The following is a 17,850-nucleotide window of genomic DNA, read 5'->3' as shown; positions in this document are numbered from 1 at the left end:
GGGAGAGCCGGCGACGAAGGGAGGCTGGGACGGGCTCAGGCCGAGGGCGCGAGCGGTCGCAGTCCTGCGGGGGGACGGATCGATGACTGGATCTTCATGCGCCCTCCCTCGGGTTCGTCGCTGAAAGAGGGCGGACCATAGCGACCGCCCCGAATCCCGTCCACCCCGCCCGGCGTTCGGCCGGCACCTGTTGCATGGAGGCAACGGATCGTGTTGTGGCCGTGCCTTGGGTGATCTATTGAAGAGGGGGAGTGCCGGGGCCATGTCCGGCTCGGTATCGGATAGCCCAGAGTCTCGTCATGACCCAGCGCCACGCGGAAATCCTCGTCATCGGCTCCGGCCCGGCCGGATACACGGCCGCGATCTACGCCGCGCGCGCCATGATGAAGCCGCTCCTCGTCGCTGGGCTCCAGGAAGGCGGCCAGCTCACCATCACCTCCGACGTCGAGAACTATCCCGGCTACCGCGACCCGATCGCCGGCCCGTTCCTGATGGAGGAGATGAAGCAGCAGGCGCTCAACGTCGGCGCCGAGATGGCGGCCGACCTGATCGTGGAGGCCGACCTGTCGCGCCGGCCCTTCACCTTCCGCGGCGATTCCGGCACGACCTACACCGCCGACGCCGTGATCATCGCGACGGGCGCCCAGGCGCGCTGGCTCGGCCTCGAATCGGAGGCCGCCTTCCAGGGCTTCGGCGTCTCGGCCTGCGCCACCTGCGACGGCTTCTTCTACCGCGGCAAGGACGTGGTCGTGGTCGGCGGCGGCAACACGGCCGTCGAAGAAGCGCTCTACCTGTCCAACATCGCGCGCTCCGTGACGGTGGTGCATCGCCGCGACGGGTTCCGCGCCGAGCGCATCCTGCAGAACCGCCTCTTCGCCAAGGACAACGTCAAGGTGATCTGGAACTCCGAGGTCGCCGAGATCCTCGGAAGCACCAAGCCGATGAAGTCGGTGACGGGTGTGCGCCTCAAGAGCCGGATCGACGGATCGACGCAGGACGTCTCCACCGACGGGGTCTTCGTGGCCATCGGCCATGCGCCGGCGACGGAAGTGTTCGGCACGCAGCTCCGCCAGAAGGACGGCGGCTACCTCTGGGTCGAGCCCGGCACCACGCGCACCTCGATCGAGGGCGTGTTCGCCGCCGGCGACGTGGCGGACGACGTCTTCCGCCAGGCGGTCACGGCCGCCGGCCTCGGCTGCATGGCCGCGCTGGAGGCTGAGCGCTGGCTCACCGCGCAGGCCGTCTCCGACACACGGCAGGCTGCCGAATAAAAACCGTTCAACGCTTCGGGGGAGGCTGGGAAGACGATGGCGCTCGACTGGGACAAGCTGCGGATCTTTCACGCAGCCGCCGAAGCCGGGTCGTTCACCCATGCCGCGAACACGCTGAACCTGTCGCAGTCGGCCATCTCGCGTCAGGTGGCCGCGCTGGAGCAGGAGATCGGCGCGCCGCTCTTCCACCGGCATGCGCGCGGCCTTGTCCTGTCCGAACCCGGAGAACTCCTCTACGAGACCGCGACCGACGTCCTGAAACGGCTGGAAACGGTGCGCATGCAGCTCACCGAGACGCGCGAGAAGCCGCAGGGCAAGTTGCGGGTGACGACCACCGTCGGCCTCGGCTCCGGCTGGCTGACCCAGCGCGCCCAGGAGTTCCTCGAGCTCTATCCCGAACTCGAACTCCAGCTCGTCTTCGACAACGAGGAGATCGACCTCACGATGCGAAAGGCGGACGCGGCCATCCGCCTGCGCCAGCCCCAGCAGCCGGACCTCATCCAGCGCCGGCTCTTCACCGTGCATCTCCACGTCTATGCAGCGCCCTCCTATCTCGCGCGCCACGGCACGCCGGAGACGGTGGAGGACCTCGACCGGCACCGGATCATCACCTTCGGCGAGCCGGCCCCGAACTATCTGCGCAACCTCAACGCGCTGGAAACGGCGGGCCTGCCCGAGGGGCAGAGCCGCTCCTCGATCCTGCAGATCAACAATCTCATGGCCATGCGCTCGGCCATCGAGCGCGGCATCGGCCTCGCCCTCCTGCCGGACTACATGATCGACAAGGACACCAAGCTCGTCCAGGTCCTGCCCGACCTCGATCTCGCGTCCTTCGACACCTACCTCTGCTATCCCGAGCAGCTGCGCGACGCGGCCAAGCTCAAGGTGTTCCGCGACTTCCTGATCGGCAAGGCGCGGACCTGGTCCTACTAAGCGAGTCGCATATCGACGGATCGTGGGCGACACCCTTTCGCACACGCAAATGTTGCATGCGCTCACTGCATGGCAGACATGCCCTTTGAACGCTGGTCCGCCGTCATTCGCGATATATATTCATTATCAGTCGGGTCGCGGAGGGCTTACCTCCTCCCAAGCTGCTTCGCTCCCGACCGTTTCCTCCCAAGGGTTTGCTTTTTCGAAAGCCCCTTATTTTTCGGCCGGGTTCTTCGTGAGCCCGGCTTTTTTCTTGCGGCCGCCCCGGCACGTCCGCCTGTCATCCGTCTCTCATCGAATCGACATATGAGACCGGAATGACGATGAGAGCCCCAGACCGGCCGAACGGCGCCGGAGCCGTCTTCCTCGCCTTCCTGGCGCTCGGCCTGACCTCGTTCGGCGGGCCGATCGCCCATCTCGGCTATTTCCGACGCGCCTTCGTCGAGAAGCGCCGCTGGCTGGACGACGCGGCCTATGCCGACCTCGTGGCGCTGTGCCAGTTCCTGCCAGGCCCGACCTCCAGCCAGGTCGGCTTCGCGATCGGCCTGACGCGGGCCGGCCCGCTCGGAGCGCTGGCGGCCTTTGCGGGCTTCACCTTCCCCTCCGCCGTCCTCATGCTCGCCTTCGCGCTCGGTACGGCCGGTCTCGACGGCCCGGCGAGCGCGGCGCTTCTCCACGGCCTGAAGCTTGCGGCCGTCGCAGTCGTGGCCGACGCGGTGCTCGGCATGGCGCGGACGCTGACGCCGGACCTGCCGCGCGCCGCGATTGCGCTCCTCGCCGCCGCCGTGGTGCTTCTTCTGCCCGGCGCCTTCGCGCAGATCCTGGCCATCGCCCTCGGCGCCCTCCTCTTCCGCATGCTCGGCCGGCGCACCGCGCCGGGCGCCCCGCCGGCGGCGCCAGGCTTGGCAGTGTCGGCCCGTGCCGGCTGGATCGCGCTCGGCATCTTCGCGATCCTCGCCCTCCTTCCACCGCTCCTCGCCTCGGCCGGCTCGGTTCTCTCCTTGTTTGCGGCCTTCTTCCGCAGCGGCGCGCTGGTGTTCGGCGGGGGCCATGTCGTGCTGCCGCTGCTGGAGGCTGAACTCGTCGCGCCGGGCTGGCTCGACATGCCGACCTTTCTCGCCGGCTACGGCGCGGCGCAGGCCATGCCCGGCCCGCTCTTCACCGTCGCGTCCTTTCTCGGCGCCCTCGCCGCGCCCGCCCCGACGCCCCTCGTCGGGGCGGCCGTGGCGCTTCTGGCGATCTTCCTGCCGGGCTTCCTGCTTCTCGTCGCGGCCCTTCCCGCCTGGGCGCGGCTCGGCGCGTCGGCGGGGGCGCGCCTGGCGCTCACGGGCGCCAACGCCGCCGTGGTCGGCCTCCTGGCCGCAGCCCTCGTCGGTCTCGGCCTGTCCGGCACGATCGGCTCGGCGTTCGACGCCCTGATCGTCGCGGCGGCCTTCGGTGCCCTTCGCTTCGCCAAGGCGCCGCCGCTCCTCGTCGTGGCTGGGTCGGCCGTGGCCAGCCTCGCCGTCTGGTCCTTCGCATGAAAAAAGGGCGGCGGATCGCTCCGCCGCCCTTCCCGATGTCCGTGTCGAAGCGTCAGCGCTGCAGGCTGCCGCAGAAGCGCTGGATGCGCGTGCAGGCCTCCTCCAGCAATGCATCCGAGGTCGCGTAGGACAGGCGGAAGTTGGGACCGAGACCGAAGGCCGTGCCGTGCACCACGGCGACACCTTCTTGCTCCAGGAGCGCGGTGACGAAATCCTCGTCCGTCTCGATCAGCTTGCCCTTTTGCGTCTTCGATCCGATCGTGCCCTTGACCGAGGGGTAGACGTAGAACGCCCCTTCCGGCGAGGGGCACTCGATGCCGCTGGCCTGGTTCAGCATGGACACCACGAGGTCGCGGCGCTTCTCGAAGATCGCCCGGTTCTTGGGGATGAAGTCCTGGGTGCCGTTCAGCGCCTCGACCGCCGCCCACTGCGCGATGGAGCAGGCGCCGGAGGTCTGCTGGCCCTGGATCATGTCCATGGCCTTGATCAGCTTCAGCGGCCCGCCGGCATAGCCGATGCGCCAGCCGGTCATCGCATAGGCCTTGGACACGCCGTTGATGGTGATGGTCCGGTCGTAGAGCGCCGGCTCGACCTGCGCCGGGGTGGCGAAGGTGAAGTCGCCGTAGACGAGGTGCTCGTACATGTCGTCGGTCATGACCCAGACATGCTCGTGGCGGAGCAGCACGTCGGTCAGGGCCTTCAGCTCGGCATGTGTATAGGCCGCGCCCGACGGATTGGAGGGCGAGTTGAACAGGAACCACTTGGTGCGCGGCGTGATCGCGCGCTCCAGCGCCTCCGCCGTCAGCTTGAAGCCGTTCTCCTGGCGCGTCTCGACCACCACCGGCGTGCCGCCGCACAGCGACACCATCTCGGGATAGCTCACCCAGTAGGGCGCGGGGATGACGACCTCGTCGCCGGGGTTCAGCGTCGCCATGAAGGCGTTGAAGAGGACGTGCTTGCCGCCGGTCGAGACGATCGTCTGCTCCGGCTTGTAGTCGAGCCCGTTCTCGCGCTTGAACTTACGTGAGATCGCCTCGCGCAGCTGCGGGATGCCGGAGATCGGGGTGTACTTGGTCTCGCCGCGTGCGATGGCCTCGACGGCCGCCTGCTTGATGTTGTCAGGCGTGTCGAAGTCCGGCTCGCCGGCGCCCAGGCCGATGACGTCCATGCCCTGCGCTTTCAGCTCCCGCGCCTTCTGCGACACGGCGATCGTGGCGGAGGGCTTCACGCGGTCGAGGGAAGCGGCGAGAAAGGCCATGGGAACGGCTCCGGTCTGAAACTGACGAAGCGGGTCGGAAGAGGAAAAGGACCTCGCCGGACCCGCTGCCGACCGAGGCGGGCGGACCCTAGTCGGCTCATTGGTGCGGCGCAAGACGAAAGGGCGCAGTGCATATCGAACCAATCGAAAAGCTCCGGCTCACCGTTGCAGTCATTCGGGCACAGAGGTTCGGCGAACATCTGCCAACGATAAATGGTCGTCGATTTTCGGTCTGAACCTAACAGCGCCCTGCCTCTGCGGACTTGGCTGCGCTCATTATCCAGATGAACACCCCTAAGGTTTGCCCTCAGCATCCAGGCGAAGTAGATGGATTTGGATTTGCTCACTCACCGCCTTGGCTGACTGCCCTTCGGCCCCAGCAACTAACTTGACGATGTGGATAGCGAGATCAGCGACTTGATCGGCTCTGGCCTCGTTTGCGTAGTCGATTTCTACGATCCGCTGACACGTAGCAATAACCTCGCCCGATTCGTTTTCGATCCAGAATCCATCCGATCGAACATCACGATAAGTCCCATATCGATCACGTAAAGCGTAGGTTGTCTTCACCGGCCTCCGGGATATCAAACTAGATTTGCCGAGTTCTCGAAGTCGCTCCCGGTCTGCAGGGTGAATGCAAGCGCGAAACACTGGCCCATCGACGACCAGCCCCCGATCGGAGAAACCCAGGATGACTGCGAGGTTGGCGTCGAGATGAAATGAGTCGGTTGCTGGGGTCCAAGTCAAACCGCCGTCGATCACAGTCTCGCTTTCAAGGGAGATCGAGCGCCCGTCCATTCCATCCTCTTCAACACGAGACCTACTAGATGCCTAAATATCTTGCACAACCAGTTGGCGCAATATGTTCGCCAACTGGGCCTAGCGACCTACGGTCAGGAGTCCAGTCTTCGTCGGCGCATCACCCATGACGATGACTTTGTCTCGCTAGATGGTTTCGTCCCTCAGGGCCGCTTTTGGCGCTTTCCGAAACCGGTCTCGAGCCAATCGTATCGAGTATTTAGCGGCCTTCCGTTCGACCCGATCGATAGAACCGTCTGATGGATCTGTTGCAGATTTGGAATTGGTCTTTCGCGTCCCGAAGCGGCACAGGTACCGGGCACACGACACGGGAGACCCGCCATGATCACGATCCACGGCATGCAGGACAGCGGCAACTGCTACAAGCCGCGCCTCATGATGGCCCTTCTCGGCCGCCCCTTCCGCCACAACGAGGTCTCGACGCGCGACGGATCGACCCGCACGCCGGACTTTCTGGCGCGCAACCCCGTCGGCCAGTGCCCGCTGCTCGAACTCGAGGACGGCCGGGTTCTCGCCGAATCCAACGCCATCCTCGTGTTCCTGGGGGAGGGCTCGCCGTTCCTGCCCGCCGACCCGTTCGCGCGGGCGCAGACGCTGCGCTGGATGTTCTTCGAGCAGAACCAGCACGAGTTGAACATCGCCGGGCGCCGCTCCCTCACCGTCTATCCCGAGCGCGCCGCCGCGGCGACGCCCGAGCGGATGGCGCTGACGCTGGAGAGCGGCAACCGCGCCCTCGGCGTCATGGAGACGCATCTGACCGGCGCCCCCTTCTTCGGCGGCATGGCGCCCACCGTCGCCGACATCGCGCTCTATCCCTACACCGCCAGTGCGCCCGAAGGCGGCTTCGACCTCGCCGCCTTCCCGGCCGTTCAGTCCTGGCTCGCCCGGATCGAGTCGCTGCCGGGCTTTCGCCCGCGCGACTGGCTGCCGGCGGCGTGAGATACGAAAAGGCCCTCGCCGTTCTCGGCGAGGGCCTTCCTGCGTTCGATGCGGGATCGATCAGTCGTGGTCGGGGAACAGCGTGTCGAGATCGGTGTCCGGCGCCGAAGTCAGGATTTCGCGCGTCAGCGTCGGGGCGTTGATGCGCATCTTGTTGCCGTCCATGGCCATCTGCAGCTCGGAGAAGTTCACGAGCACGTCCTTCTCGCCGATGCCGAGGAAGCCACCGACCTCGATCACCGCCGCGGCGACCGTACCGTCGGAATTGATCACGAAGTCCTCGATCTCGCCGATCTTCTCGTTGTTGGCGCCGTAGACGTCCTTGTCGTCGAGGTCGCTGGCGAGGTGGCTCATCGCCATCTGGCCGGCGGCGGGCGGCTGCACGGTGTAGAACGGTCCGCCGGCCGCGGCCGTGGCGGGCGTCGTCGCCGTCGTCGCGGGCGCCATGGCACCGTCCGTCGCAGGGGTCGTGGAGGTCTGCGCGAGAGCGGCGCCGCTCAGGAGCGTGGCAAGGCCGGCGGCGAGAACGAAGGACTTCATGGAACAAACCTCTTGGCTGATGTCTGCGACGCTCCGCCATCGGGTGCGTCACGATGTCAGCTAAAGCCCGCTCCCGCCGATCGGTTCCACCGACCCGACCGCCTCGTCAGCGCTTGGGCCAGAGCAGCGGCCACTCGGCCGGATCGCCGCCTTCGCCGTCGCAGTCCGCTTTCTCGCGCGCTTCCGTGAGGATTACGGCGCCCGCCTCCGTGTCGATCCGCCAGGTCGCGGTCTGCCCGCAGTCGCCGATGCCCCGCCCCTTGAAGAAGGACGACAGGCGGTCGCCCTGGAGATCGACGTTCCAGGCCATGAGGTCGGCGGCCGGCCCGTCGGCGGTCATCGTCGCAAGCGGCACGATGTCCGCCGCGTCGCCCGACAGGCTGAACAGGCGCGAGGGAGCGTTGTAGGCACCCGGCATCCCGCAGGCGAGAACGAAGAGGCGCGCGTCCGTGCCGAAGGGAACGGAGAAGCCGAGGTCGCCGAACGCGTCGGGATCCCTGTCGGAGCAGCCGCCCGCGCCCTCCCAGAGCGCGCGCACGGGCGCGGGCAGATCGTCCGGCGCCGCGACGTCCTGCGGCAGGGCCGACCGGTCGGGCAAAGGCTTGTCGCCGCGGTCCACCAGCGCAGTCTGCGTGCCGATCCGCCGCTGGTCGTCGTCCATCTTGCGCAAGGTGGCGACGACGCCCGACAAGGAGAAGACCTGCGAGACGTCCCGGCCGCCGAGCCGGGCGGTCACCTCCACGCTGGTCCCGTTCTTGAAGCGCGGCACGAGGATCGCGCGGATTCCCTCGTGCCGCGCGGAGAGCTGCGTCTCCGTGTCCTTGGTAAAGGCCGATGCCGGCAGGGTCAGCGTGTCCGCCCCATCGACCTTGACGGCGACGTCGCCGGAGAGGGCGTGATCCTCGCCGAGGCCGAGCAGCAGCCGCACCGGGGCATCCTCCGACGCGCCCCGCTCCAGCCCGAAGCTGGTCAGCTCCCTGCCACCCTGCGGAAAGGTCGCGGCGGTGCAGAGGAGGCCCGGCGTGCAGGACAGGGTCCAGTCGCGAAACGACCCGCCCCTCTCGGCAGCGGCGGGCGACAGGGCGGCCAGAAGCGCGGCACCGGCCAGAATGCGCAGTTTCATCTTACGTCCCCCAAGCGGCATGGGCCATGGTGTGCCGGTCCCCGGCCGTTTGGCAAGCCGGTCGGCAAGGCGGGCCGGCCGCTGTAGGATGGATCCGCCACAGGGAACCTTGCCGATGTCCGATTCCGCCTCTCAGCCCACGGGCGACCTCATCATCCGCGTGCAGGCCATGCCGGCCGACAGCAATGCGGCGGGCGACATCTTCGGCGGCTGGGTCATGTCGCAGATGGACTTGGCCGCCGGCGTCCGGGGCGCCGAGCGGGCCGGCGGGCGGGTCGTGACGGCGGCCGTCCAGTCGCTCGCCTTCCGCAAGCCGGTGAAAATCGGCGACACGCTCTGCGTCTACGCGCGCATCGAGAAGGTGGGCAACACCTCGATTACGCTGCATGTGGAAGCTTGGGCGCGCCGCTATCTTTCGGACCACCGCGAGCTCGTCACCGAGGGCAGCTTCGTGATGGTGGCGCTGGACGAGGCCGGGCAGCCGACCCCGGTGCCGCCGCACCCCGCCTGACCGGAAACGAAAACGCCCTCCCATGGAGAGAGGGCGTTCCGTGCGTCAGTTGGCCGGAGCCTGCGGCGGCGGAGGCGGCGCGTCGCCGGCCGGCGGGGCCACGAGATCGGCCGGCGGCGGCGGAACCTGCCTCACCTGCGCTTCCGGCCCGCCCGCGGCGGCCGGGCCGCCGGGCCGCATGTCGCGGGCCGCGTCGATGATCGGCTTGGCCGCCTCGATGCAGCGGGCGAAGGCCTCGTCGCCGCAGTCGACGCGGATGGTCTGGCCGGGGCCGAGATTGATCTCGAAGCCGGCGCGCGGCGGCGGCGGGGGCGGCGGCCCGCGGCGGCCTTCCCGACCTTCCGGCCCGCCGCGGCGCGGCCCCCGGTCGTCGTCGCGATCCCGCGGCCCGCGGTCGTCGCGGTCCCGCATCTCGGCCCGGTCACGATCCTTGTCGCGCTCCCTGTCCTCGTCCTTCTTGCGGTCGCGGTCGTCGTCCTTCCGGTCGCGGTCGTCGTCGCGATCGCGGTCCCAGTCGCGCGAGCCGCGATCCTCGTCGCGGTCGTAGCGGTCCATCGCCCAGCGGTCGCCGCGGCGGACATCGCGCATCGGCGGATCGCCGCGGTCGTCGCCTCGCTCGACCCGTTCGAGACGGTCGCCGTAGTCGTCGGAGTCCTGCGCGTGCGCCATCGGCGCCGTTGTGGCCATGAGAACGGCCACGAGGGTCAGGGGCTTCAGCATCAGCGTGTCCTATGCAGGCGTACGGCGGCATACCGCACGCCGCGCAAAACGTGCCGCGACGCGTTTCGTTGCCTGGGACCGAACCGGGCTCTTCGGCCGGGTCCGCCCTACTTGCAGACCGGGCGCAGCCGCACCTTGGAATCGAGGTGGAGATGGTCGCGGTGCGCGCGGTTGTAGCCGGGTCCCAGCACCGTGCCGAAGTGCCGGCAGCTCGCGCGCCGGATCTCGTTCTGGAACGGCTTCTCGCGCCAGGCGAAGGGCCCTTTCGGCTCCACCTTGACCACCGAGCCGTCCGCGAAGCGGAAGCCGCCGACATCCAGAGCGTTGCCGCCGGCATGCTCGGAGATGGTGCGCGAGCCCGCGATGCGCGAGCAGCGATAGGACGAGAGGTTGATCAGCGCGGTCGGCTGCTTCCACAGCTTCCAGCGCGCAGCCGGCTTCACGTCGTCGCGCAGCCAGCGGGCGACGTTGAGCGCGGTCTGGCAGTTCAGCGTGGCCGGCGGCAACATGGCGATGCCCTTCAGGGCCTCCGTCACGCGCACGGGATCGTCGATGCCGCAGGAGCGGCCCGAGGAGAGCGGGGAGATGTCGGTGAAGCGCACGCCGAGTTTCTTCAGCTCGCGCCGGCACATGGCCTCGGATTTCGCGATCGGGCGATAGCCGTCCGGCGTCTCCCTTTCCAGGGCGCCGCGTGGCGGCCGGGCGATGGGCGAGAGCGGCCGGTCGCCGCCGAGCGACGCCCAGCTCGGCACCGTGCTCCGGCGCTGGGCCGGGCGAGCGGGCGCGGGCTCCGGCGGCGGCTCCACCTCTGGCTCGGTCAAGCCCTCCCAGGGGTCGAAGCCGCTGTCGGGCAGCTCCTCCTCCGGCAGCGCACCGCCGTCGTCGATCACGCGCGGTGCGCCGAGCGGCTCCAGCGCCGCCTCCTGAAGGGCGGGCGGCGCGGCCTCCTGAACGGGGTAGGTCCGGCCGTAGTCGCCCGGACCTGGCTCGGGCAGCGCGGCCGGCACGGGCGCGGGCGCGGCGAGAACGGGTTCGGGCATGGGCTGCACGGGCTCGGGCGCGGCATAGGCGGGCGCCGCGTCCACCGCCGAAGGGCTCGGGATATAGGCCGGCGGCACCGGCGCGCCCCAGACCAGCCGGGCGCCGGTCCGCGCGTCGCGCGCGACCATCCCTTCGCCGGGGATGTCGGCGGGCGGCACGGGCTTGAAGTCCATGGCGAGGAGCGGGCGGTCGGCGCTCGCCGCCGCATACACGGCGACGGCGAGCGTGACGATACGCCATCCGGTTCGACTCGGTACCATCCGGCTGGCCCTCAGTTCCGCGAAACTCGAGCGGATGAAAGGGAGGATAGGGGCGGCTTGGTAAGCGAATGATGAACAGGGGCAGTTCAAATCTCTTTTGTCGAACAACGAACGTCTCACTCCGGGTTTCGCCCATCACCGGCGCGAGGGAAATCCGCAGACATCCCAGGCGGGACATCCGCCCCTTCGTTCCCCCTTTATTCCGCCCCTCTCCCGGCCCATATTCGGCCCCATGGCCGATCCCAAGACGACCCCCAAGCGCTCGCCGCTCCTCGATTATTCCGACGCCTCCGAGCGCCTCCATCCGGGCTTCGGAGAGGCGCCGCAGGCCGAGTTCGAGGGCGCGCCCCTCACCGGCCCCCTGTCCGGCTGGGCCGACCGGATCGCGCAGAACCTCGAGGAGGAGGCCGAGCGCAAGGCCGCCGCGCCGGCGAAGAAGGCGAAGAAGCCGTCTGCCCCGGCCGACGCGCCGAAGTCGAAGCCCGGCAAGACGGCCAGGGGCACCTCGATGGGCGTCGCGACTTCGCCGGCGGAGCGCGCCCGCGCCGGCCTCAACCCCGTGTCCGGCATGAATGTCAGCCTGGAGGACGCCGCCGCGCTTCCCGAAAGCGGCGTCACGGCCACCGTCCAGGCGCTGCAGGACCTCATCGCCTCCGGCAACCCGCTGTTCAAGAACGGCGAGCTGTGGATCCCGCACCGGCCGGACCGCCCCTCGAAGTCCGAAGGCGGCCGGGCCTTCCGCATCGCCTCCGAATACGAGCCGAAGGGCGACCAGCCGACGGCCATCGCCGACCTCGTGTCGGGCATCACCGAGACCAACGACCAGACGCAGGTCCTCCTCGGCGTCACAGGCTCCGGCAAGACCTTCACCGTCGCCAACGTCATCGAGCGCACCCAGCGCCCCGCGCTGATCCTCGCGCCCAACAAGACGCTGGCGGCCCAGCTCTACGGCGAGTTCAAGAACTTCTTCCCCGACAACGCCGTCGAGTATTTCGTCTCCTACTACGACTACTACCAGCCGGAAGCCTACGTCCCGCGCTCCGACACGTTCATCGAAAAGGAATCCTCGATCAACGAGCAGATCGACCGGATGCGCCACGCCGCGACGCGCGCGCTGCTCGAGCGCGACGACGTCATCATCGTCGCCTCGGTCTCCTGCATCTACGGTATCGGCTCGGTCGAGACCTACACGGCGATGACCTTCCAGATGTCGGTCGGCGACCGGCTCGACCAGCGCCAGCTCCTCGCCGATCTCGTGGCCCAGCAATACAAGCGCCGCGACATGGACTTCGTGCGCGGCTCGTTCCGCGTGCGCGGCGACACGATCGAGATCTTCCCCGCCCACCTGGAGGACCGCGCCTGGCGCATCTCGCTCTTCGGCGACGAGATCGAGGCGATCCACGAGTTCGACCCGCTGACCGGCTCCAAGACCGACGACCTCAAGTCGGTGAAGATCTACGCCAACTCGCACTACGTCACGCCGCGCCCGACGCTGCAGCAGGCCGTGAAGTCGATCAAGGAGGAGCTGAAGAACCGGCTCGTCGAGCTGAACAAGGCCGGCCGCCTCCTGGAAGCCCAGCGGCTGGAGCAGCGCGTCACCTTCGACATCGAGATGATCGAGGCGACGGGCTCGTGCAACGGCATCGAGAACTATTCGCGCTATCTCACCGGCCGCCAGCCCGGCCACCCGCCGCCGACGCTCTTCGAATACCTGCCCGACAACGCCCTCGTCTTCATCGACGAGAGCCACGTGACCATCCCGCAGATCGGCGCCATGTACCGGGGCGACTTCCGCCGCAAGGCGACGCTGGCCGAATACGGCTTCCGCCTCCCCTCCTGCATGGACAACCGCCCGCTCCGCTTCGAGGAGTGGAACGCCATGCGCCCGCCCACCGTCGCGGTCTCGGCGACGCCCGGCAAGTGGGAGCTGGAGGAAGCCGGCGGCGTCTTCGCCGAACAGGTCATCCGCCCGACCGGCCTCACCGATCCCCCGATCGACATCCGACCGGCCAAGAGCCAGGTGGACGACCTCCTCGGCGAGATCCGCGAGACCACGGCCAAGGGCTACCGCGTCCTCGTCACCGTGCTCACCAAGCGCATGGCCGAGGACCTCACCGAGTATCTCCACGAGCAGGGCATCCGCGTGCGCTACATGCACTCGGACATCGACACCTTGGAGCGCATCGAGATCATCCGCGACCTCCGGCTCGGCGCCTTCGACGTGCTGGTCGGCATCAACCTCCTGCGCGAGGGCCTCGACATCCCCGAATGCGGCCTCGTCGCCATTCTCGACGCCGACAAGGAAGGCTTCCTGCGCTCCGAGACCTCACTGATCCAGACGATCGGCCGCGCCGCGCGCAACGTGGACGGCAAGGTCATCCTCTATGCCGATCAGGTGACGGGCTCGATGGAGCGCGCCATCGCCGAGACCAACCGCCGCCGCGACAAGCAGGAGGCCTACAACGCCGCCAACGGCATCACGCCGGAATCGGTCAAGGCCAAGATCGCCGACATCCTCGACTCGTACTACGAGAAGGACCACGTCCGCGTGCCCACCGGCGCGCACGCGGCCGAGGGCGCGCTCGTCGGCAACAACCTCAAGAGCCATCTGGAGCACCTAGAAAAGGAGATGCGGCACGCCGCCGCCGATCTCGACTTCGAGACCGCCGCGCGCCTGCGCGACGAGATCAAGCGCCTCCAGGCCACGGAGCTCGCCGTCGCCGACGACCCGATGGCGCGCGACCTCGACGTCGATATGTTCTCGGACGGCGGGGGCTCCAAGTCGAAGGGCGGTTCGCGCAAGAGACCGGGCAGCAATAGGGAGAACCCGCGCTTCGGCCCCAACGGCGAACCGCTCGCCGCCCGCATCAAGCCGCCGACGACACGCGGCCATGCCGCCATCGGCGACCACGTGGGCCTACGCTCCGACCGCGGCGACGGCGCCTCCTACTTCGCCAAGCCCTCGCTGGACGACATGGGTCCCGGCACCGACACGCCGACGCCCAACCGCACCCTGTTCCGCAAGAACTCGCTGGACGAGATGACCGTCCGCCGCACGGAGAAGCCCCTCACCTCAGGCCCCCTCCCCCCGAAGCCCGGCGACGACCTCAAGCCCATCCGCCGCGAGAAGATCGGGCTTGGGAGCTACGAGGACCCGGCGGACGAGAAGAAGCGCGGACGGCGCAAGGCGAAGACGGGGCGGCCGGGGCGGTGATTGACCATTAACGACCCAAGCACTATGTTTGGCAGGCTTACGCGAATGAATGGTCAGATGCTTCGTCTGACATCACCATACTGGTTAATTTCTGGTCGGCTCCGAAGAGTGTGCATCCTTAAAACCCTTCGGGCCGCGCTGCTTTTTAAGGCTCCACACTCTTCGGAGCCCTCTAGGTAAGTGATTGGCGAAGACTTACTGCCTTCGCTTCATAAAATCGTGGATGCGGACAATGTCCGCGTCCACAACCCTTCGGACGTTATTTTCGTCTGCGGAGGGCCTTGTGATGTGCAAAGCATTCTGCCGCTGTCGTTTCGTGACTTATTCATGCGTCTCGAAGCGGATCGCATTTTTCCTCCAGCTCACTACTTAATGGCTGAGGATATTAATGCATTTTTCCCCGCAGCAAACTATCGCGACATCCTCTCGCTAGAGAGAGACTTGGCGCAGTTGTCAGATTTGATACTATTGTTTTCCGAGAGTTATGGAAGCGCTGCGGAACTTGGCGCTTTCGCAATTTCAGAAGAAATCGCCGAGAGACTTATCGTCTTGGTGGACGATAAGAATTTCAATGACAACTCCTTCGTAAAACTTGGGCCACTTCAGATTTTGGCTGAGAGGTATGGAGACAGCGCGATTTGCGTCCTCCATCTCGCACATCTGGAAATGGAAAATGCTCGCGACTTCTCCGGTATAAATATAAACAACTTTACCGACCTTGTAAATCACAGCATGGTCGATAGAAGACGAAATATAAAAGAAAAATCTACTTTCTCAAAAAATGTCAACGGCCATATTCTAAGGTTCTCAGTCGGCATCATTCAGCTGTACGGGGCGCTGGATTTCGATGAGCTACATATAATACTAATGGATTTCCAAGTCGACATCTCGACGAACGATCTTCATAACCTGCTTCATTGCGCAAAGATCATCGGCTGGATTGCCATAGAGAAACTTGGGACGAGGACGTTCTTTGTTGCAAATATAGAAAAGAAAGCCGCCAGCCTACCATTTAACAACCAGTCAATTAGGAGGAAAGAATTTGAGTTGATTACTAGAGCCTTTTGGAAGGACACGGATGCCGTGAGATTTGGGTGCATCTCACGAGCTGCAGCAGGCTTTGATCAAAATGTCTAAGATTCTAGGCTTACTATCGCAATCTACAGGCATTGGGCCACTCAATCTGCTCAGAATTATCAGAGATGCGCCTAAAAGCTACAAGATATTCTATATTCCTAAAAAGAATGGCGATTCCCGAGAAATTGCGCAGCCATCCGCTGAGTTGAAAATTGTCCAACGAGCACTTGTGAGCGAATACCTCGTATTCCTTCCTTGCCATCCGGCGGCTACCGCTTACCGCTCTGGCTTATCCTTAAAAGACAACGCTACTCCTCATGCTGGACATACTCCAATTGCCAAGTTCGATTTCAAAGATTTCTTCCCGAGTATAACAGAGAACGACTGGATTACATACTGCAGGAAATTTACTGATCTCGATAAACTTGACATCGATTTAACAAGGCGCCTTTTGTTTATGCGGCAACCTGGCGGCCGAATTTTACGGTTGTCGATAGGAGCGCCATCGTCACCTATCCTCTCAAACGTCATTATGTATAATTTTGATTCCATACTAGCGGAACATGCTTCCCGCGATGAGGTGACGTACACACGTTACGCTGACGACATGACGTTTTCTGCTCCGCGTGCTGGGCATTTGCGGAATATCGAAAAATATATTCGTCAAGCAGTTAAAGAAGCTGGCTTCCCAAAGCTGCAGTTGAACAAAGAAAAAACGACGCTCGTAACAACTCGTTTCTCCCGACGCGTTACTGGACTAACCCTAGCCAATGATGGGCGTGTCACAATCGGAAGCGAAAGAAAGCGTTGGATACGATCCGCATTGCATCACCTGTCAATTGGCACAATATCGCTATCCGATCGTGAAAGATTATCTGGGCTTCTAGCGTTCGCAAACGGTGTCGAGCCAGCATACCTAGACAAACTCAAGAAAGACTATGGCGAAGAATTTATAGACGATACATTAAGGATCAAGCCCCGACAAAAGTGGAAGGGTCCGTCCTCTCGTCTTTTGCCTGCCGCACTTCGCGCTCAGAAATCCGATTAGAAGTAAACTTCCATTTTTGTACGGTGGTTCAACTTTGTAAACTCGATCTACCACACCTCCCGCCGCCGCTCCTCCCGCTCCCACCGACGCCTCTCCTCCCGCTCCCAGCGCCGCTCCGCGCGCTGGCGGCGCTCGTAGCGCTCCTGGCGGCGGATCTGGCCGGGGCTGTAGAAGCCGCGCTCGCGGTTGATCTGGATCTGCGTGTCCACGCGGTCCTGCAACCGCTGTTCCAGCGCGTTGCGCGGCGGGCCGGAGGGCAGCATGATCGCCTACGCCGGCGCGAGCAGCGCGGTCAGCGTCAGCACAAACACAACGCCCATCCCCACCACCGTCATACCCGCACAAACCCCACCGCGCACCCGCAGCAACCGGTGGCTATCTAAATGATTAACCACATCGTGCTTACCGTTGATCCTTCATCGTCGGACTGCGAGGGATCTCCGTGTTGCACACCATTCGGCAGAAGCTTCTGGCGGCGAGCGTCGCCGTTCTGATCCTCCTGGTCGGCGGCATCGGCATGGGCCTCTGGTCGATGGGCCGGCTCGGCGCCGCGCTCGACCGGTCGGATGCGGCGGGCCGGATCCTGCAGAACCACATGCAGGCCGACATGATGCACGACGCGCTGCGCGCCGATGCCCTGTCCGCGATCGTCGGCCGGACCGGCGGATACGGCATCGACATCGCCAAGGTCCGCGCGGAGACCGCCGAACATGCCGCCGAGTTCCGGTCGGCGATCGAGACCAACCGCCGGCTGGCCACCGAACCCGAGATCCAGGCCGTTCTCGGCGAGCTCGTCGCGCCGCTCCAGGACTATATCGCGGCGGCGGAGGCGATCGTCGATCGCATCGGCCGGGGCGAGACGGTGGCGCAGGCCGTGCTCGACGACTTCCTCCAGCGCTTCGACGTCCTCGCCGGCCGCATGGAAGCCGCCTCGGAGGCGATCGACCGGTCGGTCGCGCTGGAGAACGGGACGGCGGACGGCATCGAGGCCTTCAGCACGCACATCCTCGTGGCGCTGATGGGGGTCGGGGTCCTCTTCTCGGCCGGGCTCGCCGCCTTCGTGGTCCTCTCCGTGTCGCGCCCGATCCGCGTCCTGTCCAGCAACATGCGCGCCCTCGCCCAGGGCGATCTCGACGTCCGCCTGCAGGGCGCGGCGCGCCGCGACGAGGTCGGCGAGATCGCCCGGGCGGTCGGCGACTTCCAAACCTTCCTCGGCGAGAAGGCGCGCAACGAGGCCGCCGCGGCGGATGCCAGGCGGCGGAGCGAGACCGAGCAGCGCGACCGCCAGTCGGCGATCGACAGCGCCAAGGCGGAGGACCTGCGCGCCTTCGTCCATGCCGTCGAGGCCGGCTTCACCAGGCTCGCCGCCGGCGACCTCACCGCCCGCATGGACCGGGCCGTCGCGCCCGAGTTCGAACCCATCCGCGCCCAGTTCAACCAGTCCGTCGCCCAGCTCGAGGACACGATCGGACAGGTCGTCTCCGCCGTCGGCGCCATGCGGTCGGGCCTCTCCGAGATCACGGTGGCCGCCGGCGACCTCTCCCAGCGCACCGAGCAGCAGGCGGCAAGCCTT

16 protein-coding genes are annotated in these 17,850 nt (G+C 66.0%); 9 read left to right on the top strand and 7 right to left on the bottom strand.

Annotation, left to right across the window (positions count from 1 at the left end; all coding sequences use genetic code 11):
• The first annotated feature begins 299 nt into the window (after nt 1–299).
• The 3 genes from trxB (at nt 300) to chrA (ending at nt 3,727) form a co-directional block, all read left to right on the top strand.
• Nucleotides 300–1,271, top strand: coding sequence for a thioredoxin-disulfide reductase (gene trxB, locus O5O54_RS12495; protein WP_279482115.1), 972 nt, complete (start codon nt 300–302; stop codon nt 1,269–1,271).
• Between the two features lie 36 nt (nt 1,272–1,307).
• Nucleotides 1,308–2,204 carry a LysR family transcriptional regulator gene (locus O5O54_RS12490; RefSeq protein WP_279482114.1) on the top strand — a complete coding sequence of 299 codons (897 nt, stop codon included), beginning with the start codon at nt 1,308–1,310 and terminating at the stop codon, nt 2,202–2,204.
• Between the two features lie 317 nt (nt 2,205–2,521).
• Nucleotides 2,522–3,727 carry a chromate efflux transporter gene (gene chrA, locus O5O54_RS12485; protein ID WP_279482113.1) on the top strand — a complete coding sequence of 402 codons (1,206 nt, stop codon included), beginning with the start codon at nt 2,522–2,524 and terminating at the stop codon, nt 3,725–3,727.
• A gap of 52 nt (nt 3,728–3,779) precedes the next feature.
• Here chrA and O5O54_RS12480 read toward each other — a convergent pair whose 3' ends face one another.
• Both O5O54_RS12480 and O5O54_RS12475 read right to left on the bottom strand, forming a co-directional pair.
• Nucleotides 3,780–4,985, bottom strand: coding sequence for a pyridoxal phosphate-dependent aminotransferase (locus tag O5O54_RS12480; protein WP_279482112.1), 1,206 nt, complete (start codon nt 4,983–4,985; stop codon nt 3,780–3,782).
• Between the two features lie 294 nt (nt 4,986–5,279).
• Nucleotides 5,280–5,783, bottom strand: coding sequence for a PAS domain-containing protein (locus tag O5O54_RS12475; protein WP_279482111.1), 504 nt, complete (start codon nt 5,781–5,783; stop codon nt 5,280–5,282).
• Nucleotides 5,784–6,125: 342 nt separating this feature from the next.
• Between O5O54_RS12475 and O5O54_RS12470 the strand changes: the two genes are divergently transcribed.
• On the top strand, nt 6,126–6,743 hold the full coding sequence (locus O5O54_RS12470) for a glutathione S-transferase family protein (RefSeq protein WP_279482110.1): 618 nt from the start codon (nt 6,126–6,128) through the stop codon (nt 6,741–6,743).
• A gap of 60 nt (nt 6,744–6,803) precedes the next feature.
• On the opposite strand, the gene O5O54_RS12465 is transcribed toward O5O54_RS12470, so the two are convergent.
• Both O5O54_RS12465 and O5O54_RS12460 read right to left on the bottom strand, forming a co-directional pair.
• Nucleotides 6,804–7,283 carry a PRC-barrel domain-containing protein gene (locus O5O54_RS12465; protein ID WP_279482109.1) on the bottom strand — a complete coding sequence of 160 codons (480 nt, stop codon included), beginning with the start codon at nt 7,281–7,283 and terminating at the stop codon, nt 6,804–6,806.
• 106 nt (nt 7,284–7,389) lie between these two features.
• Nucleotides 7,390–8,406 carry a DUF1176 domain-containing protein gene (locus tag O5O54_RS12460; RefSeq protein WP_279482108.1) on the bottom strand — a complete coding sequence of 339 codons (1,017 nt, stop codon included), beginning with the start codon at nt 8,404–8,406 and terminating at the stop codon, nt 7,390–7,392.
• A 115-nt stretch (nt 8,407–8,521) separates the two neighbouring features.
• Here O5O54_RS12460 and O5O54_RS12455 point away from each other — a divergent pair, with 115 nt between their 5' ends.
• A complete protein-coding gene (locus tag O5O54_RS12455; RefSeq protein WP_279482107.1) occupies nt 8,522–8,917 on the top strand; it encodes an acyl-CoA thioesterase in 396 nt (131 codons plus the stop codon).
• Between the two features lie 45 nt (nt 8,918–8,962).
• Here O5O54_RS12455 and O5O54_RS12450 read toward each other — a convergent pair whose 3' ends face one another.
• Together O5O54_RS12450 and O5O54_RS12445 are read right to left on the bottom strand one after the other, a co-directional pair.
• Nucleotides 8,963–9,637, bottom strand: coding sequence for a hypothetical protein (locus tag O5O54_RS12450; RefSeq protein ID WP_279482106.1), 675 nt, complete (start codon nt 9,635–9,637; stop codon nt 8,963–8,965).
• A 107-nt stretch (nt 9,638–9,744) separates the two neighbouring features.
• Nucleotides 9,745–10,938, bottom strand: coding sequence for an extensin family protein (locus O5O54_RS12445; protein ID WP_279482105.1), 1,194 nt, complete (start codon nt 10,936–10,938; stop codon nt 9,745–9,747).
• Nucleotides 10,939–11,170: 232 nt separating this feature from the next.
• Between O5O54_RS12445 and uvrB the strand changes: the two genes are divergently transcribed.
• The 3 genes from uvrB to O5O54_RS12430 all read left to right on the top strand — a co-directional run bounded on the left by uvrB (nt 11,171) and on the right by O5O54_RS12430 (nt 16,277).
• On the top strand, nt 11,171–14,152 hold the full coding sequence (gene uvrB / locus O5O54_RS12440) for an excinuclease ABC subunit UvrB (RefSeq protein ID WP_279482104.1): 2,982 nt from the start codon (nt 11,171–11,173) through the stop codon (nt 14,150–14,152).
• 180 nt (nt 14,153–14,332) lie between these two features.
• Nucleotides 14,333–15,289 (top strand): retron St85 family effector protein, encoded by a 957-nt coding sequence (locus O5O54_RS12435; RefSeq protein ID WP_279482103.1) that lies wholly within the window; start codon nt 14,333–14,335, stop codon nt 15,287–15,289.
• On the top strand, nt 15,282–16,277 hold the full coding sequence (locus tag O5O54_RS12430) for a retron St85 family RNA-directed DNA polymerase (protein WP_279482102.1): 996 nt from the start codon (nt 15,282–15,284) through the stop codon (nt 16,275–16,277). The genes O5O54_RS12435 and O5O54_RS12430 overlap by 8 nt, the downstream gene beginning before the upstream one ends.
• A gap of 47 nt (nt 16,278–16,324) precedes the next feature.
• On the opposite strand, the gene O5O54_RS12425 is transcribed toward O5O54_RS12430, so the two are convergent.
• Nucleotides 16,325–16,540, bottom strand: a complete 216-nt coding sequence (locus O5O54_RS12425) for a hypothetical protein (RefSeq protein ID WP_279482101.1) — start codon at nt 16,538–16,540, stop codon at nt 16,325–16,327.
• Nucleotides 16,541–16,722: 182 nt separating this feature from the next.
• Here O5O54_RS12425 and O5O54_RS12420 point away from each other — a divergent pair.
• The coding region (locus O5O54_RS12420) for a methyl-accepting chemotaxis protein (protein WP_279482100.1) at nt 16,723–17,850 on the top strand (1,128 nt) is incomplete at its 3' end.

This window comes from Aureimonas sp. SK2, assembly GCF_029813115.1.
Taxonomy (GTDB): Bacteria; Pseudomonadota; Alphaproteobacteria; order Rhizobiales; family Rhizobiaceae; genus Aureimonas.
Note: the sequence above shows the minus strand (reverse complement) of the source record. Positions and strands in the feature narration are given on the sequence as shown.

What these genes read in the sequence shown, in the direction of transcription:
- trxB (WP_279482115.1), top strand. Translation starts at nt 300, where the DNA reads ATGACCCAGCGCCACGCGGAAATCCTCGTCATCGGCTCCGGCCCGGCC.
- O5O54_RS12490 (WP_279482114.1), top strand. Translation starts at nt 1,308, where the DNA reads ATGGCGCTCGACTGGGACAAGCTGCGGATCTTTCACGCAGCCGCCGAA.
- chrA (WP_279482113.1), top strand. Translation starts at nt 2,522, where the DNA reads ATGACGATGAGAGCCCCAGACCGGCCGAACGGCGCCGGAGCCGTCTTC.
- O5O54_RS12480 (WP_279482112.1), bottom strand. Translation starts at nt 4,985, where the DNA reads ATGGCCTTTCTCGCCGCTTCCCTCGACCGCGTGAAGCCCTCCGCCACG.
- O5O54_RS12475 (WP_279482111.1), bottom strand. Translation starts at nt 5,783, where the DNA reads ATGGACGGGCGCTCGATCTCCCTTGAAAGCGAGACTGTGATCGACGGC.
- O5O54_RS12470 (WP_279482110.1), top strand. Translation starts at nt 6,126, where the DNA reads ATGATCACGATCCACGGCATGCAGGACAGCGGCAACTGCTACAAGCCG.
- O5O54_RS12465 (WP_279482109.1), bottom strand. Translation starts at nt 7,283, where the DNA reads ATGAAGTCCTTCGTTCTCGCCGCCGGCCTTGCCACGCTCCTGAGCGGC.
- O5O54_RS12460 (WP_279482108.1), bottom strand. Translation starts at nt 8,406, where the DNA reads ATGAAACTGCGCATTCTGGCCGGTGCCGCGCTTCTGGCCGCCCTGTCG.
- O5O54_RS12455 (WP_279482107.1), top strand. Translation starts at nt 8,522, where the DNA reads ATGTCCGATTCCGCCTCTCAGCCCACGGGCGACCTCATCATCCGCGTG.
- O5O54_RS12450 (WP_279482106.1), bottom strand. Translation starts at nt 9,637, where the DNA reads ATGCTGAAGCCCCTGACCCTCGTGGCCGTTCTCATGGCCACAACGGCG.
- O5O54_RS12445 (WP_279482105.1), bottom strand. Translation starts at nt 10,938, where the DNA reads ATGGTACCGAGTCGAACCGGATGGCGTATCGTCACGCTCGCCGTCGCC.
- uvrB (WP_279482104.1), top strand. Translation starts at nt 11,171, where the DNA reads ATGGCCGATCCCAAGACGACCCCCAAGCGCTCGCCGCTCCTCGATTAT.
- O5O54_RS12430 (WP_279482102.1), top strand. Translation starts at nt 15,282, where the DNA reads ATGTCTAAGATTCTAGGCTTACTATCGCAATCTACAGGCATTGGGCCA.
- O5O54_RS12425 (WP_279482101.1), bottom strand. Translation starts at nt 16,540, where the DNA reads ATGCTGCCCTCCGGCCCGCCGCGCAACGCGCTGGAACAGCGGTTGCAG.